The sequence below is a fragment of the Candidatus Hydrogenedens sp. genome (assembly GCA_035378955.1).
GTDB lineage: Bacteria > Hydrogenedentota > Hydrogenedentia > Hydrogenedentales > Hydrogenedentaceae > Hydrogenedens.
The window spans coordinates 39,986-56,539 of the sequence record DAOSUS010000007.1 but is presented as its reverse complement, the minus strand read 5'-3'; the positions used below and the strand labels follow the sequence as shown (position 1 = coordinate 56,539).

Annotated in this window: 15 protein-coding genes; 10 read left to right on the top strand and 5 right to left on the bottom strand. The window is 35.0% G+C overall.

What is annotated here, in order from left to right:
- The first annotated feature begins 264 nt into the window (after nucleotides 1–264).
- The 7 genes from PLA12_02970 to PLA12_02940 all read left to right on the top strand — a co-directional run bounded on the left by PLA12_02970 (nucleotide 265) and on the right by PLA12_02940 (nucleotide 8,677).
- Entirely contained in the window at nucleotides 265–669 is a 405-nt protein-coding gene (locus tag PLA12_02970; protein HOQ31454.1) for a hypothetical protein, read from the top strand.
- A 63-nt stretch (nucleotides 670–732) separates the two neighbouring features.
- The gene (locus PLA12_02965; protein ID HOQ31453.1) at nucleotides 733–1,710 is read left to right on the top strand and encodes an FxLYD domain-containing protein; all 978 of its coding nucleotides are present in this window, start codon (nucleotides 733–735) and stop codon (nucleotides 1,708–1,710) included.
- A gap of 112 nt (nucleotides 1,711–1,822) precedes the next feature.
- The gene (locus PLA12_02960; GenBank protein ID HOQ31452.1) at nucleotides 1,823–2,905 is read left to right on the top strand and encodes a hypothetical protein; all 1,083 of its coding nucleotides are present in this window, start codon (nucleotides 1,823–1,825) and stop codon (nucleotides 2,903–2,905) included.
- Nucleotides 2,902–4,065, top strand: coding sequence for a type II and III secretion system protein (locus tag PLA12_02955; protein ID HOQ31451.1), 1,164 nt, complete (start codon nucleotides 2,902–2,904; stop codon nucleotides 4,063–4,065). The genes PLA12_02960 and PLA12_02955 overlap by 4 nt, the downstream gene beginning before the upstream one ends.
- A gap of 94 nt (nucleotides 4,066–4,159) precedes the next feature.
- Entirely contained in the window at nucleotides 4,160–5,770 is a 1,611-nt protein-coding gene (gene lnt / locus PLA12_02950; protein ID HOQ31450.1) for an apolipoprotein N-acyltransferase, read from the top strand.
- Nucleotides 5,748–7,352: a murein biosynthesis integral membrane protein MurJ gene (murJ, locus tag PLA12_02945; protein HOQ31449.1), complete on the top strand. Its 1,605-nt coding sequence runs from the start codon at nucleotides 5,748–5,750 to the stop codon at nucleotides 7,350–7,352. The genes lnt and murJ overlap by 23 nt, the downstream gene beginning before the upstream one ends.
- A 62-nt stretch (nucleotides 7,353–7,414) precedes the next feature.
- Nucleotides 7,415–8,677 (top strand): citrate synthase, encoded by a 1,263-nt coding sequence (locus PLA12_02940; GenBank protein ID HOQ31448.1) that lies wholly within the window; start codon nucleotides 7,415–7,417, stop codon nucleotides 8,675–8,677.
- A 12-nt stretch (nucleotides 8,678–8,689) separates the two neighbouring features.
- Here PLA12_02940 and PLA12_02935 read toward each other — a convergent pair whose 3' ends face one another.
- The 4 genes from PLA12_02935 to PLA12_02920 form a co-directional block, all read right to left on the bottom strand.
- On the bottom strand, nucleotides 8,690–10,639 hold the full coding sequence (locus tag PLA12_02935) for a hypothetical protein (GenBank protein ID HOQ31447.1): 1,950 nt from the start codon (nucleotides 10,637–10,639) through the stop codon (nucleotides 8,690–8,692).
- Nucleotides 10,632–11,270 carry an RNA polymerase sigma factor gene (locus tag PLA12_02930; protein ID HOQ31446.1) on the bottom strand — a complete coding sequence of 213 codons (639 nt, stop codon included), beginning with the start codon at nucleotides 11,268–11,270 and terminating at the stop codon, nucleotides 10,632–10,634. The genes PLA12_02935 and PLA12_02930 overlap by 8 nt, the downstream gene beginning before the upstream one ends.
- Nucleotides 11,271–11,348: 78 nt before the next feature.
- A complete protein-coding gene (locus tag PLA12_02925; GenBank protein HOQ31445.1) occupies nucleotides 11,349–11,888 on the bottom strand; it encodes a hypothetical protein in 540 nt (179 codons plus the stop codon).
- 13 nt (nucleotides 11,889–11,901) lie between these two features.
- Nucleotides 11,902–12,708, bottom strand: coding sequence for a SprT-like domain-containing protein (locus PLA12_02920; protein ID HOQ31444.1), 807 nt, complete (start codon nucleotides 12,706–12,708; stop codon nucleotides 11,902–11,904).
- 73 nt (nucleotides 12,709–12,781) lie between these two features.
- Here PLA12_02920 and tadA point away from each other — a divergent pair, with 73 nt between their 5' ends.
- Together tadA and PLA12_02910 are read left to right on the top strand one after the other, a co-directional pair.
- Entirely contained in the window at nucleotides 12,782–13,249 is a 468-nt protein-coding gene (gene tadA, locus PLA12_02915) for a tRNA adenosine(34) deaminase TadA (GenBank protein ID HOQ31443.1), read from the top strand.
- Between the two features lie 118 nt (nucleotides 13,250–13,367).
- On the top strand, nucleotides 13,368–13,868 hold the full coding sequence (locus tag PLA12_02910; protein HOQ31442.1) for a bifunctional nuclease family protein: 501 nt from the start codon (nucleotides 13,368–13,370) through the stop codon (nucleotides 13,866–13,868).
- Between the two features lie 96 nt (nucleotides 13,869–13,964).
- Here the strand turns inward: PLA12_02910 and gdhA are convergent, their stop codons facing one another.
- Nucleotides 13,965–15,308, bottom strand: coding sequence for an NADP-specific glutamate dehydrogenase (gene gdhA / locus PLA12_02905; GenBank protein ID HOQ31441.1), 1,344 nt, complete (start codon nucleotides 15,306–15,308; stop codon nucleotides 13,965–13,967).
- A 225-nt stretch (nucleotides 15,309–15,533) separates the two neighbouring features.
- Between gdhA and PLA12_02900 the strand changes: the two genes are divergently transcribed.
- Nucleotides 15,534–16,553: an NrpR regulatory domain-containing protein gene (locus PLA12_02900; protein ID HOQ31440.1), complete on the top strand. Its 1,020-nt coding sequence runs from the start codon at nucleotides 15,534–15,536 to the stop codon at nucleotides 16,551–16,553.
- Nucleotide 16,554 lies beyond the last annotated feature (1 nt).

Sequence of the window (16,554 nt, the reverse complement as noted above, 5' to 3'; positions counted from 1 at the left end):
TATATTGTCATAAATCTTATGTTCCATTTTTGTGTTTATTTGTATCTTTCTTATGTTTTTTCTTGAATCTAAGATATACTATATATATACTATAAACAGAACGATACTCAACATATTGTATTTTTTAAAAAAATTTTTTAATTTTTTTCAAAAGAAATGAAACTTTTTATATATGAAGAAAGATTAAATAAGTATAGTTTAATATTGGTAAATTAGTAAAACAAATTTAAAATAAGAACATGCACATAAGGAAAGGAGAATAATATGCGGATAAGCACAGCTTTAATAATAAGCCTCGCCCTTCTGTGCAGTAATGTATGGGCGTTAGCCGACCCATTATCTTTATCCCCTGATAAGGTAGATGAGCAGAAAATCTTTTGGGGAACTGCCTCCAAATTTAATAAACCGGGTCTGGTTAAATTTGAAGAAGTTATTCAAGCAACACCAGAATTTACAGGTATTAAAGAAAGGAAAATAGAGGCAGGCACAGCAAAATACTGGATAATGTTAAGCAAAGCCAGTGAACGGGCAGTAAAAACAATACAAGAGGTTGCTCAAGAAAGCCAGTTCGACCTTGTGGCAGAATTTAATTATTGGCAAAACACTGGTGAACAAATTCCTGCAGAAGATATTACATCCAAAGTCTTAGAACGACTTGCTAAAAGATAATATTGCAAAGTCTATAATATTAAATAATTGTTTTTTTCTATATATAGATAAAAAAGGTAATGCATGGCAAATTTTTATAAAACAATAGTAGGATTAACCCTCCTTTTATATCTAAGCAGCTGTCAAGGAAACCCTTTCACAAAACGAGATAAGGATTCTTTAGATTTAAGTCATAGAAATCTTTACAACACAAATACAACCTTTTCAGAAATAAAAATGGCTCAGCAATTAATCGAAAAAGGACAGTTTGCTCAGGCTCTTCCTAAATTATTATCGGTTGTAGAAAGTGGAGAGAAAGATACTACTGCTTATTATTTCTTGGGAGTTGTATATCAAGAATTAGGAAGTCCTCAAAATGCTTTAAATTATTATATTAAATACTTACAAATAGCACCTAAGGGCATTTATGCTGAACATTCCCGTAAACAAATAGGGACATTGATAGGCTCACCAATACACCAAATTGAAAAGGTAGATACAATAGAAAACCAGATTCGGACTCTTGAACAAAAATTACAGCAAGAGCCAAAAAATATTGATACTATGTTACAGTTAGCCAATTGGTATTGGATAAATCAAGATTTTTCTAAGGCGGGAAATCTATACAAATCTATAATTTCTTTAGATTCCAATTATTGGTCTCACCCTGTTATTTCCAGTAGGCTTGAAAAAGGAGCAAATGGTGAAATTATAATATTAACACCACAAGAAGCACTCAAACGCGAAGCGGAAAAAAATCCTATTATTTTCTTTAATGTAACTTCTTTCCGAAGTGGTCGTTCATTAGGCTGGTCGAGTGACTTCAAACATCATATTTACAATGTATCTGGGCAGGTTCGAAATCGTAGTTCAAGAACATTGCGAAATGTAACTGTTCAGTTAACTATCTATGGATTTAGCGGGATAGTTTACGACACACGAACTATTTCACTCGGAAACTTAAATTCAGGGCAAATTAAACCATTTAGTGCTCAATTCACAAACTTTGATAATATAGAAAATATAGACCATTATGATTATATGGCTTATTATGATGAATAAAATGAAACAAAACTCACTCAGAAAATATATGTATCATTTATTGAAAAGAAATATTTTTAATGTCAAAAAATATAGGGTATATCTTTTTTTCTTCGTTATCTGTTTTTTAACCGTGACTTTTAATTCTTTAGCTCAAAATCCGGCACCTCAACAGATAAATGTATCTGTTAAAATCATTGAATTCCAAACACATATTGGGAGTGAAACAGGACTTTCTGGTTACTTCCGTCAAAAAACAGACCCGCGTCCTTATGGTAGAGTATCCTTAGGAAATCCAGCCATTACAACCGGAGACTTAACTTTTCCAACGACACAATCTCCAACCATAACCGTTTTTCTGGATAGAATGACAAGCAAATGGGGCGATTTTGAAGCGGTACTTCAAGCATTGGTAAGTCAAAACCGAGCCTTCATTTTATCCCGTCCCAAAGCATTAGTTCCGGTAGGTGCTGCAGCCCCTACTGTAATACAAACGGTTCAAGAAATACCCTATGAAAATACGATTGTCGTTGGTGTAGTTACACAACAAGTAACCGAATTTAAACCCACAGGCGTCAATTTAAGCGTTCAGGCAAATAAGGTCATTGATGATGATGGAGACCCAAGAACAACAGAGGATATTTACATTCAATTAACAATTACCGCAGCAATTACGGAAGAAGGACAACGCCTCAATGTGTCTGTTGCAGGAAATACTGCAAACACAATCAGTGTCCCCGAATTTATTTCTCGTAGTATTACTACTACTATCTGGGTTCGACATGGACAGGTGTTAATTTTAGGAGGACTGTATCGAAATACCCGAACAAGAACATCTTCTTCTGTTCCTTGGCTCATACAGGGAGAGGAATTAGCCAATGGTTTAATTCAAAGAGTTACACCTTTTAAGGCACCTGAAATACCCTTAACTCAGGGGATAGGTAATAAGAAAAAAGATGAAGGGAGAAGAGAACTTGTATTTTTATTAAAAGCAGAATTATGGAGACCCTCATATACCGTAGCAGACCAGTATGGCTTCACCTCGGAAGAAGAAAAGAAATCCACAAAAATTTCACCCACTGAAATCATTACAAATGTTTTAGGAGGACTGAAGGAAATACCCGAAGGTATAGCCGAAGGAATAACAGGTGTTCAAATTAAAAAAGATGAAAATGGAGTGGAATCCGACCTGGATAAAGGGATTAATAAAAAATGAAAAATAGATATTTTACATACATATATTTCATGATATTTTTTATATTACCACTTTTTTTATTTTTTACAACTCATCTCTTTGCACAGGACGCCCAACAACCTGCACCCGCTCCTGCTGCTCCAGCCCCTGCCGAACAACAACCTGCTGCTCCTCCACCACCTCCAACGCCCCCTCCACCTGTGGATATCCGTCAGGTGCAGGTTCAAGTATGGATTAGTGAAACTAATGAAAACGGAATGAGAAGATTAGGAACCAATTTAAATTTTGTCCGTTTTTATAGAGAAAAAGAAAATGAACATTTAAAAATTCCCCAAATAACTACAAACACAACCGATTTTTCTCAGGACTTTTCTTCTGTTACCTTACCTGCGCCATCTGCAAATCCTTCTCAACCGCCTTTCGCAGTTCCTTACAAAAATCCCGATTTCAGTGAAAAACCTATCCGAAGAGATGAAAACGCATCACTTCCCGGAATACAATCTCTACAAGGAGGAGGTTTAACATTCAGTCTACTTACATGGGATTATGGAACATTAGATGGGGTTTTTCGTGCATTGGAAACGAAATCCGATGTTGACCTTATCTCCAAACCCGAGATTTTAGTGACGAATGGAACTCCTGCTGTAATTAAAGCCGGTGGTCAAATCCCTTATCAATCAATTACAAAATCTGCTGTCCCCAATCTAAGTGTTGCATGGCGAGATATAGGAGTAAATTTAGAATTAGTCCCAACCATATTACCCAATAACATGATACAACTGGAAATTAAACAATTAGATGTTACCGATATTAGCCGCATTGACCGTCTCAGAGGAATTGATTTACCTGTATTCTCAAAACGTTCTCAAACAGGTTTTGTCGTCGTTCCTAACGGTCAAACTCTGGTCATCGGAGGACTCTCCAGCCGTAATATTCGAAAATCTGAAAATCGTGTTCCGGGAATTGGAAAACTTCCCTTATTGGGAATTCCTTTCCGTTCCCGAAGAGCCCAATCAGATATCACCCACCTCCTTATATTTGTCCAACCTACAGTAGTTGACCTGCGAACACTTTCGGAAGAAGGGTCAAGTGCAATTCGGTTCTGGGAAAAACGAGGTGATAAATGGCAAAACAAAGACCGAATTGAAGAAGAAATTAAAGCCATGCAGGACGATTTATAATTTACAGTCTGAAAAAACCAATCCTATTCTGATAATATGTTGTATACTTACAAAAAATTTATCTTATTTAACAGCATACTAATCAAAATTACCCATGAATAAGATTCCATTTTTTATTCAAAAAATTAAAAAAATAATAAAGAACCCTTTTTCCCTTTCTATTTTAACAGGGATTACTCTGTTTTTATGTTTTCCTAAATTTCATCTTTATTTCTTAATATGGATTGCTTTTGTTCCTTTATTTGTTATCGTAATTCCTGAACAAAGTTTGTCAAAGGTATCATTATATTTCTTTATAAGTGGATGGGTTTTCCATTCGCTTACTCTTAATTGGCTTATCACAAATATGTTTTGGGTTGGTGGTCCTGCATTCATTGGGTATCAGTGCCTATCAGCAGGTCTTTCTATTTTATGGGCTATATATGGTTACGGATTTTCAAAATATGGAAAAAATATATCGGTTATTTCAAAAGTATATACTTCGGGACTTCTCTGGGTAGGAATGGAATGGGTACAGGGACATGCCTTAACAGGTTTCGGTTGGTGCAATTTGGGTTATAGCCAGGGCCCTGATATTTATTTTTCTCAATGGGTAGCCATAGGAAGTGTCCCGCTTCTTTCCTTTTTTATCCTGACTGTAAATATGCTTATCTCATTTACAATTTTAAGCAAACAAGGAAGATGGAAGTATTTATTTCACGCAGTAGCTATTCTATTTTTAGTCCATTTCTTGGGTTCCTACCTTTTAGCAAATACAAAAAATCAAAAAGAATATGATATCCATGTAGCCATTGTACAACCTTGTTTTCCTCAAGAAATGAAGTTTGACCCTATATGGTACGAGGATATGGTTCGATGGACTATTCAGTATACGAACAGTCTGATTGAAAATAAAAATGTTCAGGTTATTTTCTGGCCTGAGGCACTGATTATGTCTGATTATAAAGATAAAGAAATATTAACCTTAATCCAAAACTTCACCCGTGAAAAATCACTACATCTTATTACGGGCACAACAAGAATGGATTCAGAGGGAAATGATTATAATTCCTGTATCTGGGTAAATACAGAAGGGGAAGTTGTAAACTTTTATGATAAAGTCCATTTAGCACCCTTTGGAGAATATCTACCTTTATCTCAATTTCTCCCTTTCTTACGAAGTATTCTACCTTATGATGTAACTGCTGGTAAAGAACAAAAGGTATTTACCATCAATGAGCAATTAACTGTTGGACCTCTTATCTGCTTTGAAGTGTTGTTTAGTAATATGGCTTACAATTTAAGAAAACAGGGGGCAAATCTTATAGCCGTTTTAACAAATTTGTCATGGTTCGGAGCAACAAATGCACTAAGCCAGGAGTTAGAAATATGCCGAATGCGTGCTATTGAAACGCGACTTCCTATTATACATTGCACGAATACGGGTATATCGGGATTGTTCACACCATCTGGTTCATTCTTTCCAGCAAATACAATTATCGGTAAAAATAAAACTCTTGTATATGAACCCATGTCGGATTATCCAGAAATTGGTATCCGATTGCGTTCAGGGGGAATTTATAAGGTTCCACAACCATCCAAGTATATGTTGCCTTTTAATCCCGATTTGATTTCGTTATTTTTAAGCCTTTCTGGACTTATTATTTACATTTTACTTCTCTTAAAGAAAAGAAGAATTTCAAATGAAAACGGAACAAACGGATAAAACATCTATTTCAAGGTGGAAGTATGCTTTGATTTTTGCCGGGGGAACTATGTTAAGTCGAATGTTAGGATTAGTCAGGGATATTTTAATAGGCTGGTTTGTCCCTGATTTTTCAAGAGATACATTTCTTTTTGCGTTTCGATTACCCAATATATTTAGAGACTTATTAGGTGAAGGTGCGGTTAATGCTTCTTTTGTCCCTATCCTCTCTGAATGTGATGAGACTCATGGTAGAGATGCCATGAAACACTTGGTTCGTTCTCTTTTTTCCATCATGTTTTTAATTCTTCTGGTAGTATCTTTAGTAGGTGTCCTACTTATGCCATTTGTTCCACAATTATTAGGGTCATTAAGCACATTAACCCAAGAATTACCAAAATCAGAAGAACAACTCCAATTAACCGTTCGTGTTTTGCAATGGACCTTTCCTTACCTTTTCTGGATAGGAATTGCTGTTTTTATGATGGCTCCCCTATTTGTTCTGGGAGATTATAAAACACCGGGAATAACTCCTGCATTACTTAATATTGCTTTAATTGTTTCTGTTTTTATCCCTTATTTTTTCGCCATAAATATAATATGGGCTCTGGTGATTGGTCTTTGGTTAGGGGGAATACTACAAGCAGGAATGTTATATTTTGAAGCACGGAAAAAATTAGGAAGTTTAGGCTTTACTACAGACTGGAAACAAAGAGAAGTGAAAAAAGCCTTTATTTTACTCATCCCTGTAATCTTTGGACAGGCAGCAGGAGAAGTTAATAAACTGGTTGATAGTTTTTTTTCGTATTCTTTGTCCGAAGGAACGGTTTCTGCTCTTTTTTATGCAAATCGGTTAATACAACTACCCCTGGCTATTTTCGGTACGGCAGTTTCAGTATCCATTCTACCAGAGTTATCTCGTTATTTTGCTAATAAAGAACATCAAAAAATTCGAGAGGCTTTACAGGAAGGACTTTTACAAACTTTATTCATGATATTACCCGCTATGGTCATGCTAATGCTTCTCGGAAAACCTATCGTTCAATTATTATTTGAAAGAGGACATTTTGGAGAGGAATTAACTCAGAAAACAGCCAATGCGATTTTTATCTATTCAATTGGGGTAATTGGTTTTTCGGGTGTAAAAGTATTGGCTCAGGGCTTTTATGCTATGAACAATACAACCATCCCGGTTATTACTTCATCTTTTAGCATGATACTAAATATTATCTTAAATATTCTTTTGGTTAGACCTTTAGACTATTCTGGTTTGGTTATAGCCACAACAATATCCTTCTGGACAAACTTTTTCATCTTACTTACTCTTATCAGTTTCAAAGTAGGAAACCTTGTTAATGAAAAGTATTTATTGGATATATTGAAATACGGGATTTCAATTTTTATTGTAATTTGTATGTTCTTTTTGGTAAACTTACTTTTTAACAAAAAAAATGTAAATGGAGTGATAGAATTAAGTCTTTATATTTGCGTTACAGGGTTGGTTTGTTCCCTGACATATTTGGTAAGCGCCTGGGCATTAAATATCAAAGAAATGAAACAAATTTTATCAATAATCAATCGAAAATTTAACATCAAAAATTAAATATTTTATAAAAAACTTAATGCAATAATTACTGAATAAAATTATAATGAAAGGGAAAAATTATGACAGAAACATGTAAATTAATCCTTCGAGGAAAAGAATACGAACTCCCTGTGTTTGAAGGTACAGAAAACGAAATCGGGATAGATATACGAAAATTAAGAGATACAACAGGAGCCCTAACATACGACCCGGGTTATGCAAATACTGGTTCTTGTAAAAGTGGTATTACTTATATTGATGGTGATAATGGAATTTTAAGGTATCGAGGCTATCCTATAGAAAGTCTTGCAGGAAAATTTCCTTTTTCTCAGATTGCTTATTTACTGATTTATGGTGATTTACCAACTCCTGAACAAGCCAAAGAATGGAGAAGACAACTTACATTAAATAGTTTTATCCATCAAGGCATGGTTAACTTCTTTTCATTTTTCCCTTTTGATGCACATCCCATGAGTATTTTGAGTTCTATGATAGCGGCTATGCCATCGTTTTACCCAAATTATGAAAAAGAGGATATAAATAATATTATTGTTCGAATTATCGGTCAGGCAAAAACAATTGCCGCTTTTTCGTATAAAAAATCTATTGGTGAACCTTACATATACCCTAAAACAGACCATTCTTATTGTGCCAATTTTCTTCGTATGATGTTTGCTTCCCCTGCGGAAGAATATGTTGTTCCTAAAGTTTTTGAAAAGGCTCTTGATTTGCTCCTTATCTTACATGTTGACCATGAACAGAATTGCAGCACATCTACAGTTCGTATGGTAGGTAGTTCTATGGCAAATCTTTATGTAAGTATTTCTGCCGGTATCAGTGCTTTATGGGGTCGTTTGCATGGTGGTGCTAATGAAGCTGTATTAAGAATGTTAGACATGATTTATAAAGATGGAGCAAACTATAAAAAATATGTTGAATTAGCAAAGAAAAAGGACTCTGATTTCAGACTTATGGGTTTTGGGCATCGTGTATATAAAAATTATGACCCAAGGGCAAAATTGTTAAAAGGTGCCGTGGATGCTATTTTTGCGGAAATGGGAATAAATGACCCGCTGTTAGAAATTGCCAAGAATCTTGAAGAAGTAGCCTTAAATGATGAGTATTTTATCGAAAGGAAACTATATCCCAATATTGATTTTTATAGTGGAATACTTTACCGTGCTATGGGCATTCCCACTCCTATGTTTACCGTTTTATTTTCATTAGGCAGGATACCGGGCTGGATTGCCCATTGGTTAGAAATGAGAAACGACCCGGATACAAGGATACATCGTCCCCGCCAGATTTATACGGGACCTAATATGCGCTATCCCCATACATAAAATCTTAGGTGATTATCTATTATTTGGACTGACAGGAATAGAGACATTCCCGTTGGAAAGGTAAAGGTTCAATATTCGAAGGATTTCGGTAGGGTCTGAACTATCAAACAGATTATAAAAACTATCCATTGCTAAATTGTAATTAGTTATCATTTCACTAAGGGTTTGGGTAAAGTCAATGAGAGATTGCGCATCTGAAAGTGAGTTTGTAGTATTCATCAGTCGGAACATAGCGTTAATAGCCTCCTGAGTATATTTTAAGCCTGCCAATCTCTCTTGAATTAAAGCAGAGCTCATATCCACCTTAATTCCCAGACTTCGTAAGGCTTCATATATCAATAAGGCCGTATTATAATCTCCTGCTTCTTCATAAGCCCTTCCGTAATCCATTAAAGTTTGCGCAATTTCCTCTATTGTTTGAACTTCATGAAGTCCCATAGATGCGGACGCCAATAGTTTTGCTGTTTCCGGGTCTACACCTTTTGCCAATAATGCTTCCATATATGCTTTTGCCGTTATTGTCGCGTAAGAATTGTAATTAGAGGTATTTCCCGCATCGGTAACACAAGTCAGTGCTTTATCCTTTTCTCCATTCTGAAAATATAACTCTGCTTCTATGAAATGAGGAAGAGCATTTCCCGGGTCTAATTGGCTCCATGTTGTCAAATGTGCATACAATTCATCTTCAGACACATTATCCATCTTCCTCAAAGTTTGGACCATTGCATATCTTAAATAAGCGTCATTAGGATTGTTGTCTATGGCTGCCTGAAGAACAACCCGTGCTTCATCTGGGGGAAGAAACTGAATAGCACCCAACACGGATTCGGGCGAAAGTCCTGATTTTTGAAGTAATTCACGGGCTTCTTCTGGTGTCAGAGTCGCCCAAACTCCCATCCTCATTAATTTACCTGCATTTGTTAATGCATTATCTTTCAACTGTTTTGTCCAATTACTTAATAACCCTTCGGCATAATTATTTTTTCTATTTCTTGTTCTCTTTTCTGTATTTGGTTCTTTTTCTTCGGAAGACAAATTATCATTCATATAAAAAGGTTGCGTTTTTTCATAAAAATCCGTCCTTGAAGATTCTCTGTCTTTTCCTAAATCACCCGTAGCAACTTGAACCTGCTTAATTTCAGCAACTTGAGTAAAATAGTTATTTAGATAAACACCTACAAGAGTAAGACATAAAACAGCCGCAACAGCAATAGGAATAGCATAGTTTTTGAAAGAATATTTCTTGTCTTCTTTTTCTTCCCGAACAGAACGAATGCTAACTATATTTTGAGGTAATTTGTCTTTTTTAGGTTGTTCTTGCGAAATCTCTCTCGCCTTTTTTGTAACTTTAAGGGTAAGGTCTATATCTTGAATAGAATCCGAAACTACTCGAGAAAGGTTATAGAGTTCTTCTTTGATGGCATCTATTTCACTGTAACTTTTTTCTACCGATGCGAATAACTTATATTCCTGAATTTTCTCCATAATACGGGGCATCAAATCTTCATCTAATTCAGGACATTCCCAAACACTACCTATTTCATCTATTGCATGGTGGATATTTATTAAATCTTCTATTTCTTGTTTTACATAGGAAGATTTTTCCATTTTTAATTCGCAACGATATCGTGCTACCTCATCCATTTCATTTTCAATGTAGGAATGCCATTCTGCCAGTTCCGGGATATTATCTTCTCGCTCTATAATTTCCCGAACCACTATTTCACCATTCTTTATCTTTTTTAACTCATTTTTTATATTTTCACTAATATCTATTTTGGGAATTGCCTCTTTAATTACAAGTCCAAGTGCTTCCAGATTGTTTTTTAGTTGTTGCACACCTTTATAGAAATTTAAACAGGAAGGACAAAGATGGATATGTTCTGGCAAATAAATCTCTTCACAATTATTTTCAAGATTTTCTAAAATCAGATTTCTATATTTCTCACATTCGCTACTCATTAAAATCACCCCTTGCATCCAGACGCTCTTTCAAGTATTTCAAAACCCTGTGAAGCCTCGTTCGTACGGCTCCTTCTGTAGAACCCATTATTTGGGCTATATCTCTTGCATGTAACTGTTCAAAATATCGCAACACGACAATTTCTCTTGCTTCTTCGGGTAGGTCATTTAGTTCTTCCCACAAAATTTTCTGTTTTTCCTTTATTATAAGTTGCTCAAACGGTGTTAATGTTTTAGGAGCCTCTATTCCTTCCTTTTCTCCCTTGTTCTCACGATTCTGATTTTCAACATATCCTTCAAAGGTTTCAAAATGCACTAATTTTTGTCGTTTCAATTCGTTCAGACATAAATTTCTGGCAATACATAATATCCATGGCTTGAAACTTTTTTCGTTATCATAGCGGTCTCTTGCAATATAAAGGCGCAAAAACACTTCCTGGACAGCATCTTTTGCCATTTCTATATCCCGTAGATAATGGTAACAGAAACGAAACACTTCGTTCTGATACCGCTGAACGAGTTCTGTTAAAGCCATCTCCTCTCCACGGGCAAGAAGCGACATTAGTGCTTCATCCGAATAGGAAGAACGGGGAGTATTATCAAATGCTTTATTATCAGATGGTTTTGTCATTCGTTATTCCATATATATTCTCTTTACATAGAAATACAATTATTACTTAAATTCGTTACATATAAAGACTTCCATAATCTATAACATTTTTTGAAATCTTACCATAACTCTACTTATAGGAATAAGTTTCTGGAGTTTCCTCTGTTCTATATATTCATTCATTAACTGAAGATATTGATAAAAATCAGCAAAAACTGCTTTTTTTAATGCATCATCCCCGGGGAATTGAAACATAGTATTTATTCGCTCACATAAATATTGGAATTGTCTAAATAATATCTCTGCCTTTTCTTGGCGTTGGCTTTTTGAATATTTTTTTTCCAATAATTTTTCCTTAATTTTTTGAAGCGTCGGCTGGGCTGTATGAACTATCCAGTCCCTCTCTTTCAAAACAAAATTACTCCCTCTTTCCTTCATACGCTTATTATATTCTGTCAGAATATCACATAAAATTGATACGGATATCCACAAATCCTCGTAATCTTTTAATTCTTCCGCAGGTATAGAAAAAGGCTGGGCATAATTAGCAAAAAGAAACCTTGTAGTTTTATATCCTCCATAGACGCTACCAATCATTGAAAGTAAAATAATAACAGATAGTACAAATTTATATTTCATTATTAAAATTAACCTATGAATTTTTTTGAGTAGCCTCTTTTTTTAGCACTTTATAAATTTCATGTGTTTTAAGAATCTTTTCTACTTCATTTACATAGGGATGTTGCAAATACAGTTTTTTAAATTCTTTGCCGTGTGATTTATTACAGGAAGGAACTTCATTAAAAAGATATGCATGAACCATCTCATGATATACAATTACTTCTAATATCATATTAGGTATTTTCATGGAATCAAGTAAAGGACTGATAAATATTTGCGAACAACCTTTACAAAAAAAACCCAAACAAAATCTGCCGATATTTTTTCTTTTATTCGATGAAAATTTCCTTTTAGACCAGTAAATCTTGTTATTCAATTTTCCCATAAAATATTTATGATTGAGTTCATTAAAATAATGTTCTAGATGATAATATTTTCCCTGAGGTATCCAGTTTAATTTCCAATGACAGGGACGAGAAATTAAATATTTTTTTATTATTGGTGTAGAGAGAGAAGAATGTATGTGTTTTTGAGTAAATATTCCTTTTATAACTTCAAATTCTTCATTGTTGGCGTTCAAAAGAGAAGGGAAAGCCCAATAAGTTTTGTCTTTCCCCTTATAATATTTAATGTTAATTTCTATTTTCTTACCTATATGTTTTATAGACACTTTTTTAATAAACGGGACTGTTTCAAGTTTTTTTTCAAATATTTCAAACTGTTTAGTATCTTTGGGAGATTCCTCGGATATGATGTCAGGTATTGCAATAGATTTATCTTTTGTGGTATTTATTACAGCATCTTCAAAACAAAATTCTAATTGTTGAGGATATTTCATCTGTTACTCTTTATGTTAAAATATGAAAGTTTTACTACAAATAGATATTATAGGAGATAATATTCATTAGCGTATGTTCCATATATCTCACGAATATTATATGCGACAGGCTCTATCAGAAGCACAGAAAGCATACGAACAGGGAGAAGTTCCGGTTGGTTGCGTTATTGTATATAACAATTCGATTATAGCCCGCGGATATAATCAAAGGGAAAAGTTGCAGGACCCTACAGCCCATGCAGAAATGTTAGCCATCACTTCTGCTTCTTCCGCATTGGGAAGTTGGCGTTTGGAAAATACAAAAATGTATGTAACATTAGAACCCTGCCCTATGTGTGCAGGGGCTATTATATTATCCCGAATTCCAGAAGTATATTTTGGCGCCATGGACCCTAAAGCAGGTTGTTGTGGAACCTTGATGAATCTTCTTTCAGATACTCGATTTAATCATCAACCTACTGTTGTGTCTGGTATTTGTGCCAATGAATGTGGCTCACTTCTTACAAAATTTTTTCAGGAAATTCGTCAAAAATCCAAGTAAATTTATTATCTACCATAATCACGGATTTTAAATAAAAAGGAAAAAATATTGATAAAAAATGGATAAGATACATGTTATAATGAAAAGACAAACATTCTAATTTGAAAAGGATAATTTGATGATAGAAGTTAAATTACTCGCGGTAACGAAAACGCCCAATGACTCCGGTGGGGCTTTGGTTTTATTAGAATCCGATGGTAGAATTTTACCTATTCTGGTAGGAATTCCTGAAGCCGTTTCTATTCAAATGGCACAAATGGGAGAGAAACCTGTCCGTCCTTTAACTCATGATTTGATTTGCAATTTACTTGCGGGTCTGAAAGCACGATTACAATCGGTAACTATATACAAGTTAGAAAATGACACCTTTTTTGCTCACATGAATATTGAACAGAAGAATGCGGAAGGACAAATAGAACAAATATTAAAAATTGATGCTCGCCCGAGTGATAGCATTGCTATTGCTTTACGGATTGGATGTCCTATCTTTGTAGCAGAAGAGGTTATGGATACGGCAAGTCGTGAAATTGAATTCCAGGTTGAAGACAGTGATGAACATGAAGGGGAACATGGAGAAGATTTAGATAACGATGAGGAAGACGAGGACAAACCTTTTTAGTTAATACAACACATTATTTAAAATTATCAGGGGCGTATATGAATTACGCCCCTGATTTTTATTAACATATAGTAAGTTACCTACAATAAATGGGAATTAAACAACGCCCTGGTCTAACATGGAAGTAGCTACTTTCATAAAACCTGCGATGTTCGCACCTATTACATAATTACCGGGATAGCCATATTCATCGGCAGTTTCATAAGCCTGTTGATGTATTGCATTCATAATTTCCTGCAAACGCCTATCTACTTCTTCACGAGTCCAATTTGTATGCTGTGCATTCTGTGCCATTTCCAAACCAGAAACAGCCACTCCACCTGCATTTGCCGCTTTACCAGGGGCAAACAGAACGCCATTTTCATGGAAAATATCAACCGCGGCGGGAGTGGATGGCATATTGGCACCTTCAGCAACAAGGAAACATCCATTTTTAACTAATGCTTGAGCGTCATCGGCATCTATTTCATTTTGGGTTGCACTCGGGAAAGCACAATCGCATTTAGCAACTTTCCACGGCTTTTTACCTGGGAAATATTGAACACCTTTGAACTTATCTGCATATTCCTTTATTCTTCCACGACGAACATTTTTGAGTTCCAGAACGAATGCCAATTTTTCCGCATCAATTCCAGCAGGGTCATAAATAGTTCCATCTGAATCAGAGAGAGTAATGGCTTTTGCTCCTAATTGATTTAATTTTTCAACTGTATATTGAGCAACATTCCCGGAACCCGATACTAAACATGTTTTACCTTCTATACTATCTCCGCGTGTTTTAAGCATATTTTGAGCAAAGTATACACAACCATAACTTGTGGCTTCTGGACGAATTAATGAGCCACCCCAATTGAGGACTTTTCCTGTTAATACACCTGTAAATTCATTTCTAAGTTTCTTATATTGTCCAAATAAATATCCTATTTCCCTACCACCAACACCTATATCTCCTGCGGGAACGTCTGTATCCGGTCCAATGTGACGGAATAATTCGTTCATAAAGGATTGGCAAAAACGCATTACTTCATTATCCGACTTCCCTTTGGGGTCAAAGTCCGAGCCGCCTTTTCCTCCACCCATGGGTAGCGTTGTTAAAGCGTTCTTAAAGATTTGTTCAAAAGCCAAGAATTTCAGTATGCCCAGATAAACTGTCGGGTGGAATCTTAATCCTCCTTTATAGGGACCGATGGCACTGTTAAATTGAATACGGAATCCACGATTTACCTGAACCTTCCCTTTATCATCAATCCATGGAACCCGAAACATAATAACTCGTTCAGGTTCAACCAGCCTTTCTAAAATCCTATTTTCTTTAAATTCCGGATGTCTATCTACTGCTGGTTTAATAGAATCTAATACTTCTTTCACCGCTTGATGAAATTCAGGTTCAGCAGGGTTTCTTTTTAATACAAGTTCCATTACATCATCAATGTATGACATTTGATATGCTCCTTATGTAAATGTTTTTGTTATTGGAAAATATACATTAAGTTATACGGAATCACACTTCCGATTGCAATACTATAATACAAATAATTTAGTGTTTGCAAATTATATTATAAGTTGTTAAATTCATATAATTTGATAATTAGTTCTTTTTTATGCGATATTTGATACAAATAAAGAAACGGAAATATTTCCGCTTTTAGTTTTTGGGAGATTATTATGAAAAGTTTTCGTGACATAAAAATAAAAAGGCAACTTCAGGCGATTCTTCATGTTTTAGCAAATAGTGAAGAATCTATTGGTAGCGAACGAATCTCTGAAATATTACGATTATCAGGGATTGAATTAACAGACCGTGCTATCCGCGATTATTTGATACTAACTGATAGCATGGGTTGGACGGAGAATTTAGGAAGAAAAGGGAGAAGAATTACCAATCGGGGTAGAGAAGAATTAGAAACGGAACTCGTGGTAGATAAAGTAGGTTTTGTTTCTTCCAAAGTGGAAGATTTGGCGTTTCGTATGGATTTTGACTTAAGTAAAAAACAGGGGAAAATAATATTAAACATTAGTTATCTAAAAAAAGAATATCTATCCAAATATATTAATAAAATCTATCAAGTTTATGAAAAAAATCTGGGCATGGGAAAATTATTAACCATCGCTGATGAAGAACAAACATTGGGTTCTTTTCGTGTTCCTAAAAACCATGTAGCTATTGGAACTATTTGTAGTGTTAGTCTGAATGGAATATTTCTTCGGCATGGAATTCCCATGACTTCTCGTTTTGGCTCACTTGTTGAATTAGAACAGGGAGAACCTAAACGATTTACTCAAATCATAAGTTATGATGGAACTACAATAGACCCGCTTGAAATCTTTATACGAGGGCGAATGACAAATGTAGGCTCTGCAACAAAAACAGGAAATGGGGTTATTGGTGTTAGTTTCCGTGAAATACCCTCTGTTTCTCTTAACAAAGCAAAGGAATTGGCAAAAGAAGTTGAGAAATGTTTATTAGGAGGGATTCTTGCATTTGGAACGCCGAATCAACCCCTTCTGGATATGTCCGTTCCCTATGGTAGAACAGGTATTCTTGTTCTGGCAGGATTAAATCCAATTGCTGTTTTAGCAGAAAATGGAGTAGAGGTAGTTTCTAAAGCAATGAATTGCTTGTTTGATTATAATTCACTTATCAAATATACAGAAATTGAAAAATTAGTAAAGAAAATTATTTGAT